This window comes from Desulfurivibrio alkaliphilus AHT 2 (assembly GCF_000092205.1).
Taxonomy (GTDB): Bacteria; Desulfobacterota; Desulfobulbia; order Desulfobulbales; family Desulfurivibrionaceae; genus Desulfurivibrio; species Desulfurivibrio alkaliphilus.
On sequence record NC_014216.1, the window covers coordinates 1,123,433 to 1,135,821 of the forward strand.

The 12,389-nt window shown below is 60.2% G+C and carries 10 protein-coding genes and 1 tRNA gene; 7 read left to right on the forward strand and 4 right to left on the reverse strand.

Going from position 1 to position 12,389, the window contains the following annotated elements:
- The first annotated feature begins 60 nt into the window (after positions 1-60).
- The 4 genes from DAAHT2_RS13805 (at position 61) to DAAHT2_RS04780 (ending at position 4,462) form a co-directional block, all read left to right on the forward strand.
- The gene (locus tag DAAHT2_RS13805; protein ID WP_013163165.1) at positions 61-2,229 is read left to right on the forward strand and encodes a c-type heme family protein; all 2,169 of its coding nucleotides are present in this window, start codon (positions 61-63) and stop codon (positions 2,227-2,229) included.
- An 82-nt stretch (positions 2,230-2,311) separates the two neighbouring features.
- Positions 2,312-2,385 (forward strand) — tRNA-Gln (locus DAAHT2_RS04770).
- A 92-nt stretch (positions 2,386-2,477) separates the two neighbouring features.
- Positions 2,478-3,380: a TIGR01777 family oxidoreductase gene (locus DAAHT2_RS04775; RefSeq protein ID WP_013163166.1), complete on the forward strand. Its 903-nt coding sequence runs from the start codon at positions 2,478-2,480 to the stop codon at positions 3,378-3,380.
- Between the two features lie 35 nt (positions 3,381-3,415).
- Complete coding sequence (locus DAAHT2_RS04780; protein ID WP_013163167.1) at positions 3,416-4,462, forward strand: L,D-transpeptidase; 1,047 nt, start codon at positions 3,416-3,418, stop codon at positions 4,460-4,462.
- An 84-nt stretch (positions 4,463-4,546) separates the two neighbouring features.
- On the opposite strand, the gene DAAHT2_RS04785 is transcribed toward DAAHT2_RS04780, so the two are convergent.
- On the reverse strand, positions 4,547-4,864 hold the full coding sequence (locus DAAHT2_RS04785; protein WP_013163168.1) for an alanine-zipper protein: 318 nt from the start codon (positions 4,862-4,864) through the stop codon (positions 4,547-4,549).
- Between the two features lie 296 nt (positions 4,865-5,160).
- Here DAAHT2_RS04785 and leuB point away from each other — a divergent pair, with 296 nt between their 5' ends.
- Entirely contained in the window at positions 5,161-6,234 is a 1,074-nt protein-coding gene (gene leuB, locus DAAHT2_RS04790) for a 3-isopropylmalate dehydrogenase (protein WP_013163169.1), read from the forward strand.
- A 216-nt stretch (positions 6,235-6,450) separates the two neighbouring features.
- Here the strand turns inward: leuB and DAAHT2_RS04795 are convergent, their stop codons facing one another.
- Positions 6,451-7,812: a DUF1015 domain-containing protein gene (locus tag DAAHT2_RS04795; protein ID WP_013163170.1), complete on the reverse strand. Its 1,362-nt coding sequence runs from the start codon at positions 7,810-7,812 to the stop codon at positions 6,451-6,453.
- Between the two features lie 218 nt (positions 7,813-8,030).
- Here DAAHT2_RS04795 and queD point away from each other — a divergent pair, with 218 nt between their 5' ends.
- Positions 8,031-8,402: a 6-carboxytetrahydropterin synthase QueD gene (queD, locus tag DAAHT2_RS04800; protein ID WP_013163171.1), complete on the forward strand. Its 372-nt coding sequence runs from the start codon at positions 8,031-8,033 to the stop codon at positions 8,400-8,402.
- Positions 8,402-9,127, forward strand: a complete 726-nt coding sequence (locus DAAHT2_RS04805) for a 7-carboxy-7-deazaguanine synthase QueE (protein WP_013163172.1) — start codon at positions 8,402-8,404, stop codon at positions 9,125-9,127. Before queD ends, DAAHT2_RS04805 begins: the two co-directional genes overlap by 1 nt.
- A 19-nt stretch (positions 9,128-9,146) precedes the next feature.
- Here DAAHT2_RS04805 and DAAHT2_RS04810 read toward each other — a convergent pair whose 3' ends face one another.
- Both DAAHT2_RS04810 and mdh read right to left on the reverse strand, forming a co-directional pair.
- On the reverse strand, positions 9,147-11,375 hold the full coding sequence (locus DAAHT2_RS04810; protein WP_218915044.1) for a gluconeogenesis factor YvcK family protein: 2,229 nt from the start codon (positions 11,373-11,375) through the stop codon (positions 9,147-9,149).
- 59 nt (positions 11,376-11,434) lie between these two features.
- On the reverse strand, positions 11,435-12,364 hold the full coding sequence (mdh, locus tag DAAHT2_RS04815; RefSeq protein ID WP_013163174.1) for a malate dehydrogenase: 930 nt from the start codon (positions 12,362-12,364) through the stop codon (positions 11,435-11,437).
- Positions 12,365-12,389 lie beyond the last annotated feature (25 nt).

The following is a 12,389-nucleotide window of genomic DNA, read 5'->3' on the forward strand; positions in this document are numbered from 1 at the left end:
CGAAGGCCCACCAGCAGCCTGCAAAACGGGTGACCAGGCAATCAGGACAAGGGGGCCACAATGAAAAGCATCGGCACCAAGCTTTTTTTGTTTATCGCGCTTTTCACGCTCTTTTTCAGCGCCTTTTTGCTGCAGCGCACCCACTCCTTGGCTAAGCGCCTGGTCGATGATACCGTCCATCAGCAGGCCGCCTTGGCCCTGCAGTTCAACCTCTCCATCCGCCGGTATGTGGATGAAAAAATCAGGCCGGTAATGTACCAATTGGTGGGCCAGGAAGAGTTCATCCCCGAAACCATGTCCACCTCCTATGTTTCCCGTTCCATTTTTGCCGACGTCAATGAGCATTTTCCCGAACTGATTCTCAAGTTTTCCGCCGAAGCCCCCCGCAACCCGCTTAACCAGGCCACCCCGGAAGAACTGGCGATAATCGATTACTTCAACCTTAACCCCGGGGCCGAATCATGGCAGGGCAGCGTGATATTAAACGATGCACATTATCTGGCCCAGTTCAAGCCCCGCCGTACCGAGGAAAACTGCCTCAACTGCCACGGCTCGCCGGAGGCCGCACCAGTCTCTCTGGTAGAGCGCTACGGGACCGAAGCCGGCTTTAACTGGCCTTTGGGAGAGGTGGTGGCCACCGATACCGTGGGGATTCCCATCGACGAAATCCGGGCCAAAATGTGGACCGCCATCGTGGGGGATCTGGTCATCCTGGTGTTTTCCCTGCTGCTACTGCTGGGGGGCGTTTTTTTGCTGGTCAGAAAACTGATCGGCAACCGACTGGCCTCCATTTCCGCCAACTTTGAAAAGGTCTGCCGGCAAGATGACGACAGCGTACAACTGCCCCGGCTGACGGAAAGCAGCCAGGATGAAATCGGCTCTTTGGCGCAGAGCTACAACCAACTGGCCGACAAACTGCACCGCTACCACCAGTCCATGCAGGAGCAACTGCAAGCGCGCACCGCCATGACCGAACAGTTGCGTCGGGAAATAACCGAGCGGATGGCGGCGGAAAAGGAGAAGCAGGAGATGGAAAGAAAGATCCTGCATGTCCAGAAACTGGAAAGCCTCGGTGTGCTGACCGGCGGTATTGCCCACGATTTCAATAACCTGTTGGTGCCCATTGTCGGCAATGCCGAACTGGCCAAAATGGTGCTGCCCCCGGATTCTCCAGCCCACAAACAGTTGGCCGACATCATCACCGCCTCCCAGCGGGCCAGCGAGCTCTGCCGGCAGATGCTGGCCTATTCCGGCCAGGGTAAGCTGGTTACCCAGCAGCTTGATTTGTCGGAAGTAGCCAGAGAGCAGGCTGAAATGCTGGCCGTCTCGGTGGATAAGAAGGCCAGGATCCACTATCAACTGGCAACCACCCCCCTGCCCATCGAGGGCGACGCCACCCAAATCCGGCAGGTGATTATGAACCTGATCACCAACGCCTCGGAGGCCCTTGAAGGCAACGAGGGAGACATCACCATCCGTACCGGCTCCCTGACCTGTGACCGCGAGTACTTTAAACAAAATTTCAACGAAGAACCACCTCCGGGCCAATACGTCTTCCTGGAGGTGGAGGATACCGGCTGCGGCATGGATGCGGAAACCGCCGGGCGGATTTTCGATCCCTTTTTCACCACCAAATTCACCGGCCGTGGCCTGGGGCTGGCCGCCGTTCTGGGTATTATCCGCGGCCACCATGGCGCCATCCGGGTCTACAGCGAGCCAGGCAAAGGAACGGTGATGAAGGTTCTCCTGCCCCTGGCCCAACCCAGCGACCAGGCGCCGGTGGCGGCAGCAGAACAGCCGGGCATCGACCCCGACTGGCGGGGCAGCGGCACCATCCTGCTGGTGGACGATGAAGAGATGGTACGCACCACCGGCGCCACCATTCTACGCGCCAAAGGTTTTGAAGTAATCACCGCCGGCGACGGTCGGGAAGCGGTGGACATTGTCGCACAACAGCCGGAACGGATAGAGTGCGTGGTGCTGGATATGAACATGCCGGTAATGGACGGCGCCGAGGCCTTTCAAGAACTGCGTAAAATCAGGCCAGATTTACCGGTCCTGCTGGCCAGCGGCTACAACGCCCAGGAGATCGTTCAGCGCTTCCACGGCGGCAAACTGGCGGGTTTTATCCAAAAGCCTTACCAGATCGAGCAACTGCTCGGCGCGCTGCAAAAGATCATGCAGCCGGCCGAAGCACCCCAGGCCCAGGAGGAAAAAACTAGATCATAGGTGTGAAGAAAGGCAGCGGCAAGGTTTTGCCCTTGACAGACCAGGTCGCTTTTTTTATAAAGACCCTTTCCGTTCACCATATTGGGGGATCGTCTAATGGTAGGACTGCAGACTCTGACTCTGCCTGTCGGGGTTCGAATCCCTGTCCCCCAGCCAAATAACAAAGGGTTGCGCCTGCCGCGCAGCCCTTTCTTTTTTTCGCAACCATTCACCAACGCCGCACCTGCAAGCGATAAGGAGGTTGCACCATGAAAATCTTTTTGGCCGGCGCCACCGGTTTTGTCGGCAGCGCCCTGATTCCTCGCCTGCTGCAGGAGAACCACCAGTTGCTGGTACTGGTGCGCCACCCCGATAAGGCCGACCGCCTGCCGGCCCCGGTCAAGGTGGTGGCCGGCGATCCCACCCGGCCGGGCCGGTGGCAGGAAGAGGCGGCATCGGCGGAGGTGATCATCAACCTGACCGGCGCCAGTGTCTTTACCCGCTGGACGGCCAAGGCCAAACAACAGATCATGGACAGCCGGGTCAACTCCACCAGGCATATAGTGGAGGCCATGCAGGGTGCCGCCAACCCCATGACCCTGATCAACACCAGCGCCGCCGGTTACTACGGCATCCATGATGATCAGCCGAAAACGGAAACATCCCCGCCGGGCCAAGACTTTCTCGCCCAGGTCTGCCGGGCCTGGGAAAGTGAGGCCTTGAAAGCCGCCGACCACGGTCATCGAGTTGCCATCGCCAGGCTGGCAGTGGTATTGGGCAGAGGCGGCGGCGCCCTGGCCCAAATGATTCCCCCGTTCAACCTGGGCCTGGGCGGCCGGCTGGGCAGTGGTAAGCAACCTTTTCCCTGGATCCACCTGGATGACCTGACTGCCATTTTCGCTTTTCTTTGCCACCACCGGGAAATTTCCGGGCCGGTCAACTGCGGCGCCCCGCAGATCATCAACAACGCCGAGTTCACCAAAGCCATGGGCCAAAGGCTGAAGCGGCCCACCCTGCTGGCAGTGCCGGGGTTTATGCTCCGCCTGGCCCTGGGCGAGATGAGTGCAGCCTTGCTGGGCGGCACCCGCATGGTACCTGAGGTACTGGAGCGACACGGTTTTGTCTTCCGTTTTCCCGAAATCGACCAGGCCCTGGCCGATCTACTGCCATGAACCATGACCGTTAACAGCAACTCTTAAGAGTCACCATGCCCCGTTTACTGCTTACCATTAACTGTTTATCACTGTTCCTCTTCGCCGTCGCCTGTGCCGACGTCAACCGACCATTAAGCGCCTCAGCTGCAACGGAATACAACAATCAACTCAATGTCAGCGGCAACGAAGTGCCGCCGGTGGAGGCAAACACCACAGTGGTGCAAGAGCGTCCATCATCGCCCAGGCTCTCGGTTGCCACCACTCAATCATATAACCCGGAATCTTGGACGGTGGTGGGGCAAGCGCGGGAATACCAGGTGCAGGGCCGGGAGTCACTGATGGAAATCGCCCGGGACCACGGCCTGGGCTACCTGGAGGTCACCAGAATAAATCCCGACCTGGACCCCTTTCTGCCCGGCGACGGCGCCAGGGTGCTGCTACCCACCGCCCGGGTGCTGCCGCAAATACCATCCGAGCCGGGCATGGTGCTGAACCTTCCGGAAAAGCGACTCTACTATTTTTACCGCCGAAACGATAACCGACTGGTAATTTCTTTCCCGGTGGGCATCGGCACCGCAGACCGGGGAACCCCCCTGGGAGACTTTAGCATCACCCAGAAACTGACCGACCCCAGTTGGACGGTGCCCGCCTCGGTAAGGGAACAACGCCCCCACCTGCCGGCCATCGTGCCGCCCGGGCCCGACAACCCCATGGGGGCTTATGCCCTGCAACTTTCCGGCGGCAGCTATTTTATCCATGGCACCAACCGACCCTGGTCCATCGGCCGGCGGGCAACCTTGGGCTGTGCCCGGCTGTACCCGGAAGATATCCCGGTACTGTTTCGCATGGCGGACAGGGGCACCCCGGTCAGGATTATTCACCAGCCGGTAAAGGTCGGGCGCCAGCAGGAAAAAATCTTTCTTGAGGTCCACCACGACCGGCACGACGGCATCAACTGGCGCGACTACTGGCGGGAAGCGGAACAAATTCTGAGCGAAAAAGGCTGGCTGAATTACGTTGAAAGCGGCAAGCCGGCGGAAGTCGCCAGGCAGGGCCTGGGTATTCCCGTCCTTGTCGGACGGCTGCCGGAAGCGGAATAGCGAGCAAGAACAAGCAAACCAAAAGGCGCTCAACCGGATGCAACCGGAAGAGCGCCTTGACTGAGCACTAATCACAACAGCGACTTACTTCATCTGCTGCAACTCAAAAGCCTTTTCCTGCCGATCCAGGCACTCTTCAGCCTTGAGCAGTGCCTTTTCGGCAATCTCCCGGGCGTTGGCGGAGCACTCCCGGGCCTTTGCGCTTTCTTCCCGCAGTTCCTTGGTTTCCGAACGCAGGTTATCGACATTGACGGAAATGTTGCCTACCCGGCGCTCCAGGGCTTCAACTTTGGTTTCCAGCTGATTAAACCGGGCTTCATCGACCGCATCCACCTGATTGGTGGCGCAGCCGGCGGCAAAAAGCAGCAGCAGCCCGCATGCCAAACCTAACGCTTTTTTCATAGTTTTTACCTCCATCCATAATTGAAATTTATGATGTTGTCCTCCAGGCGCGGCCCCCGCCGCGCCACTACTTTGGCAATAATCTCATAAAACACACCCAAAAATCAATTAAAATCGGGAAGTTTTTTGTTTCACAAGCTGCTTGAACAAAACGATGTTTATCCTGTATGTTGGCAAACTGCCGGAGGTGAGCTGTTTTTCATAAGCGGCCAAAAATTCCGGCCACACCCCCAAGAAACACTTTGCAAAACAGCATTAACCCCTAAAAGGGGACCACACAACAAGGAGATAATACCATGAAAAAAATAGCGGTTCTTCCCGGTGACGGTATCGGGCCGGAAGTGATGCGGGAGGCGATCAAGGTACTGGATGCCGCCCAGAGGCGTTTTGGCTTTTCTCTGAGTTACGAATACGCCGATGTCGGCGGCTGTGCCATAGACCACCACGGCCACGCCCTGCCCCAGGCCACCCTGGAGTTGTGCCGCAACAGCGACGCCATCCTCTTCGGGTCGGTGGGAGGGCCCAAGTGGGAAAGTCTACCGCCGGAACAGCAGCCGGAACGGGCCGCCCTGCTGCCCCTGCGTAAAACTTTCGGGCTGTTCTGCAACCTGCGACCGGCCAAAGTTTTCCCCTCGCTGGCCGGCGCCAGCCCGCTGCACCCGGATATTGTCGGTGAAGGATTCGACCTGCTGGTGGTCAGGGAACTCACCGGCGACATCTATTTCGGTCAACCCAAAGGGCGTGAGGGCAGCGGCCCCGAAGAAAAGGCTTACGACACCATGGTTTACACCCGCCGGGAAATCGAGCGCATCGCCCGCCGGGCCTTCGAGGCCGCCCGGCTGCGCCGCCACCTGGTCACCTCGGTGGACAAGGCCAACGTGCTTACCACCATGGTGCTGTGGCGCGAGGTGGTAAAGGAGGTGGCCGCCGACTACCCCGATGTCACCTTAAACCATATCTACGTGGACAACGCCGCCATGCAGTTGATCCGTAACCCGCACCAGTTCGACGTGCTGCTCTGCGGCAATATGTTCGGCGATATCATCTCCGACGAATGCGCCATGATGACCGGCTCCATGGGCCTGCTGGCCTCGGCCAGCCTCAATGAAGAAGGTTTCGGCCTCTACGAACCGGCCGGCGGCTCGGCCCCGGACATCGCCGGCCAGGGCATCGCCAACCCCATCGCCCAGATCCTCTCGGCGGCCATGATGCTGCGCTACAGCTTCCAGTTGGGCGAGGCCGCCGACGCCATCGAAAACGCGGTGGGCCGCACCCTGGCCGCCGGCACCTACACCATCGATGTGGCCATCGACAAAAGCCAGGCGGTGAACACCGAGGCCATGGGCAACGCCATCGCTGCCGCTTTGTAAACGTTCAGCAGCACCGCATCTTCGGGCGATCAGCCAGGCTTGCGTACCTGGGGTACGCGGCGCCCGGCTGCTTGCCCGAACCTGCGGCACTGCTGAACGTTTACCTTTCTTAGTTAGTCTTCACAAAATGGGACGTGGTATCCGGTAGCGGCAGGTTTGCCCGCCACTGCCGGATACCACGTCCCCCGTCCAGAATTTGCCGGACTACGACTTCGACTAGTCGGTAAGGGGGTTTATCGCCAGGCCTGTCAGGACTTTGGGGTAGAAGAAGGTGGATTTGTGGGGCATCACCAGGTTTTCGTCGGCCACCCGGCGGACCTGCTCCACTTTGGTGGGGTTCATCAGGAACAGCACCGGGGTGGCTTCCGTGCGGCCACCGGCTTCGGCGGCCAGCACGGCCTCCTTGACGGCCACGTCCAGGGCCTCGGCGGCGTTGCTGTAGTAATCGATGAGGTCGCCCTGCACGCAGCGGCTCTTGTCCAGGTCCGGCAGGCGGTCGATGATCAGGTCTGAAAGCACCACCACGTCGAGATCCCGCAAGGCCGGCGGCTGGTGGGCCGCTTCCCGGTCCATCACCCCATCTTTCAGGGTCAGCAGAAAGCTGCGATCCTCGCCGGGGTGATAAAAGCCGAAACAGGTGTTGCCGCCCTCCCCTTCCGCCATCCGGCCCAAGGTTTCGTCGAGCAGGCTCTCCCGGCCGCCGTTGGTAATTTCCCGCACCTCGAAACACTCCTGCAAGGCATGCAGCAAATCGGTGCTGGTTTTATAACCCGGCAGGCGCAACAGGCGATGGGTGGGCAGTACGCTCAGCCCCGGATCTTCCATGCCGCAAAGATACATCATGGTGTGGTTGGCCGGATCGGCCGGATCCAGCTGGCCCCGCCGCTCCCGCACCAGGGCCCGGTACTGCAGGGCGGTGGTGTAGCGATGATGGCCGTCGGCGATGTACAGTGCCTTGTCCTGGAATTTTTCCTGCACCGCCTGTAGTATGGCCGGGTCGGAGACCAGACGCAGCCGGTGCTCGCAACCATTATGGTCCAGCGCCCGGTACAGTGGTGGTTCGGTGCCGCCCTGCTCCAGCAGACGCATGATCTCGCCGGCCGGATCGGAGTACAGGGAGAAAATGGGGCTGAACTGGGCCTGGCAGGTATCCAGCAGACGCAGACGGTCTGAGGTCACCCCGGCAAAGGTTTTTTCATGGGGCTTGACCACCCCTTCGGCAAACTCCGCCAGTTGCACCCGGCCCAGGAAACCGCGCCGGGTAAGGGTTTGGCCGTCTGGGCGGCGATAGTCCACCTCGTAGATGTAAAAGGCCGGCCGCTCTTCCCTGAGCAGCACCGCTTCCCGCTGCCACTGTTGATAAAGCTCGGCGGCACCGGCATAACGCTGTTCGGTCATGCCTTCCCCCTTGACGTTTTTGCTCAAATCCAACCGGATCATGTTGTAGGGGTTGCGTTCCAACAAAGCCGCCTGGCCGCCGGCATCGATCACATCGTAGGGCGGGCTGACCACCTCTTCGATGTTGGGTGTTTTTTCCGGGTTATAACGCACGGCGCGAAAGGGGGCGATTACGGCCATCTCAACTGCTCCTTGACAAATAAATTATGCTGATAAATCGTGGTGTCGGTTGTTTTCTGTATTTTCAGGCCGACTTGGGTTATATAAAATTGTCGGCACAAAAAGAAAGAGCCATTCATATTCAAAAATCCGCCGCCTTGCAAGCGGTCTTTGGCGAAAAAGGGTAATCGTTATAGGTTAACACCCCTGGTTAACGGTTACGAAAAAGGAGAGATACGATGTACGAAGTATTTACCACCACCCACTTTTCCTCGGGCCATCACCTGCGCAACTATCCCGGCAACTGCGAAAAACCCCACGGCCACAACTGGAAGGTCAAGGTTATCATGCGGGCCGACGAGTTGGATGAACTGGGCATGGCCCTGGATTTCCGCGATCTTAAGGCAGCCTTGAAGGTGATCATCGACGATCTGGATCATCGTGATCTCAACGAGCATCCGGCCTTCCAGCAGGAAAATCCCTCCTCGGAAAATATCGCCCGCTATATTTTCGCCGAACTGAAAAAGAGTCTGAGCAGCGATCGCTACCGCCCCCACAAGGTAACGGTGCTGGAAACCGATGCCTGCGGGGTCAGTTATTCGGAAGAGTAATGGCAAAAGAAAACAAACCGGGCGGGATGGCAGCGGAGCCTGCAACCCCGCCCGATACGCTGCCCGGCACGCTGCCCGGCACGCTGATGGTCGCTGAAATTTTCTACAGCCTGCAGGGTGAATCCAGCCACGCCGGTTATCCGTGCATTTTCGTTCGCCTGGCCGGCTGCAACCTGCGCTGTGTCTATTGCGACGCCCGTTACACCTACGAAGAAGCCGGCACCTGCCGGACCATCGCCGAGGTGATGGCCGCCATTGCCGAGTTACCGCCGGTTTCCCGGGTGGAGATCACCGGCGGCGAGCCCCTGCTGCAGGAAGAGGTTTACTCCCTGCTGAACGCCCTGCTGGCCGACCAACGCCAAGTGCTGCTGGAAACCAACGGCACCATTTCCCTGGCCCGGGTACCGGCGGCGGTGCACTGCATCATGGATGTAAAATGCCCGGGCAGCGGCATGGCCGAACATCTTGACCGGGAAAACTTCCGGCGCCTTACCGACCGGGATGAGATCAAGTTTGTACTCAGTGACCGCCGCGACTACGACTGGGCTCGGAAGATCATCAACGAATACCAACTGGCGGACCACCCCCACCTGATTTTCTCACCCGTAACCAACCGCCTGCAGCCCAGTGAGCTGGCCGCCTGGCTGCTCGCCGACGCCCTGCCCGCCCGCCTGCAACTGCAACTCCACACCCAGCTCTGGCCCGGTTGCCTGCGGGGTAAATAATAAAGCTGTAAGTGGGCGATTACTGCCAGAAGACCCGCTGGCGGAAAAAGTCGATCAGGCCCTGGCGGCGGGCGGAGATGCGGAACTGCTCCGGAACCAGATCGGAGGTTTCGGCGGCGGTGATGGACATCTTGTATTCGATGTGGGGAGCGAAGCGGTTGTCCAGGTACCAGGCGTAAGTTAAGCCGAAGAGCAGGCCCGGGGGGGTGAAACCTTCCCTTCCGTTGACTACCCGGGTAAAGGTGACCGGCTCTCTGGACGCCCGGCACATGCGGGCCAGTTCCAGGTAGGTCACCAGTTCATCGGTGCTGAAAAATGAATGGCGCTCATCCTCCGGCCGCAGGGTCAGAGAAAAGATGTAGCCCACCGGCCGGCCGGCGGTGGTCACCGGGCTCTTTTCCTTGGCGGCGGCGTAATTGCCCAGCAAAGACTGGCCCAGGGCGACCAGGAAAGCGATTTCAAACTGGCGGCTGCCGGGGTTGATATCGGCCCGTACCCGGATCATGCGATCACCGGGCTCGTAAAAGGAGAAAACGTTGTCCCATTCCTGGCAGCGCCGCCACTGGTCCACCGGCACCAGTTGCAGACCGTCGGCATAATCCAGGTGGGTCGGCAGGATATCCTGGTGGCGCCAGAGGATTTCCGCCAGTACCGGCTGCCATTGCGGGGCAAGATCCAGTTGCGCCAGCCGCCGGCGCATTTGCCGCCAGCGGCCGTCGGGGGTTTGCTGCCGGGGATTGAGTAAAAGGGAGGTTTCCTGCCCGGCGGCCTCCTTTGCAGCCACCCCCTCTTGCTCACCGGCGCCCTGCAGCCCCCACAGCACCCGGATCGCCGTCGCCACCGCGGCCGGATCATGCTGCAACACCCGGCTGCCGTCGAAGTCGGACTGGGAGGCGATGGCCGCCTCGATGGGGCTGACCCCCAGTCGGCAGACCCGCTCCCGATCGAGATAAATGGGCACCTTGCCTTCGAGCGCGTAATTCTGCAGAATGCTGCCGGGGATTTCCCGCATGCCCACCACCAGCATCTGCGGGAAAAGACCGTTGATCCCACCCGGAATATTGCGATCATAGGCACGCAACAGATCCGACACGTGGTAGCGCCGATCACCTTCGCCGACCACCAGATCCGTTTCACCGGCCTGAACCCAGAGGTTGGCCAGCAGCACTTTCATGGCCCCCCGGTTTTGCCGTATCGCCGCCGCCAAACCGGGCACCTGAAGCACCGGGATGATGCTGGTAAACAAACTGCCGGGGGCAAAGAGGATAATATCGGCTTCGGCAATGGCGTCAAAAACCTCCGGCGGCACTTCCGGCCGGCTGGCAAACTCGACATACACCCGATCCACCGGGCAGCGGCGGCCGGCCTGGGCGGACTTGCTTTCACCGCTGACCAACACCCCGTTGTCGTAAAGGATTTTCAAGGTGGCCGGGGTGGTGGTGCAGGGCAAGACCGCTTCCGGCAAGGCCCCCAGCATATCGGCCAGGAAACGCAGACCGCCTAAGATCGCCGCCGGCGGCGGTGAAACCGGCTCCCGTCGGTCGTCGACCTGTGCCATGGCCGGCTGCTGGTAAATGGCGGCCACCAGCAGCAGGTTGCCCAGGCAATGGGCCCGCTGCCGCAAGGGTTGCAAGTGCTCATTATTGAAAATCTCCACCAGCAACCAGTACAGGGAACGCTCCATAAAAACCGGCAGGGTGGACAACTCCACCCCGCACTGGGCCAGCACCGCCTCCGGGTTGTCCGGCAGGCGGTTGAAGCGATGGTTGAACAACTGGTGCAACGCGGCCACCACCTCCAGGGCCTCGATCTCGGTCAGCTCATACTGCTTTTGCAGCTTTTCCCTGCTGACCGAAGAGAGCATCACATGGCGCAGATCACCCACCGCGATCAGGGGCAGGTCTTTAAGCAGTTCACCGGTTGAGCCGCCGTCATCGGTGACGCAAACCACCGAGCGAAGCCTGGGAAAAAGCTGCTTCACCCCGGCAAAGGGGGCCGCCGGCCAGCCGGGATGGCGGCTGTCGCCGCCGATGATATTGGACAAGCCGGTGCCGCCACCGAAAACCAGCACTTTGGCCTCGGCGCACGGCACCCGCTTCAAGGTTTCAGTCAACTCCGCCAGAGCGGCGGCGATCTCCGGGGGAGCGCTGGGCTGGCCGTTCAAGACCAGGGCCAGCAGCTTTTCCGCTCGGTCCTGGTACGGAAGCAGGTCCAGCGGATGAAAGGAAGCGGCTGCAAGCTGCGCCAACTGGCGCTCTATTGCCCTTTGGGGCGATTGCTCGTTCATCATCATCCAAGAAGGTGAACTTAAATCCCTGTAGCGGCCATCTGGCCCCGGACTATGGTTTCCGATTCCGCCAGAGCGGCCCGTTCCTCGTCCTGCAAGGGGAACTCGACAATCCGCTCCACCCCGCCGGTACCCAAGACCACCGGCACCCCCAGGAAGCACCCGGAAATGCCGAACTCCCCTTCCAGCCAGGCGGCGCAGGGCATCACCCGTTTGCTGTCGGTGATGATCGCCTCGGCCATCTCGACGGCCGCCAGCCCCGGGGTGTAAAAGGCGCTGCCGGTTTTCAGGTGATTGACGATCTCCGCCCCACCATGCTGGGTGCGCTTGACAATGCCGGCAATGGTTTCGGCATCCAGCAGATCGCTCACCGGCACCCCGGCCACATTGGCCAGCCGTACCAGGGGCAGCATATTGTCGCCATGGATCCCCATGACCATGGCGTTGACATCCCGCGGCGCCACCCCCAGGGCCTCGGCCAGGAAGGTCCGGTAGCGGGCGGAATCAAGCACCCCGGCCATCCCGATCACCCGCTGGCGGGGAAAACCGGACACCTTGTAGGCGGTATAGACCATGGCATCGATGGGGTTGGTTACCACGATCAGCACCGCGTTGGGGGAGAAGCTTGCCGCCTGTTCGGCACAGCTTTTAACGATCTCAACGTTTTTGGCCAGCAGATCATCCCGGCTCATCCCCGGCTTGCGGGCCAGGCCGGCGGTGATGATCACCACGTCGGAATCCACCGAATCACGGTAGTCATTACTGCCGATCACCCGGCGACTGAAACCATCCACCGGACCGGACTGGAGCAGATCCAGCGCCTTGCCCTGGGGGATTCCTTCCATTACGTCCAGCAACACAATATCGCCCAGGTTGCGGCTTAAGGCCCAGTGGGCGGCGGTGGCGCCGACATTGCCGGCCCCGATGATGGTTATTTTCGCTCGTCGCATGTGTTTTCTCCTTTTTTATGCCGTA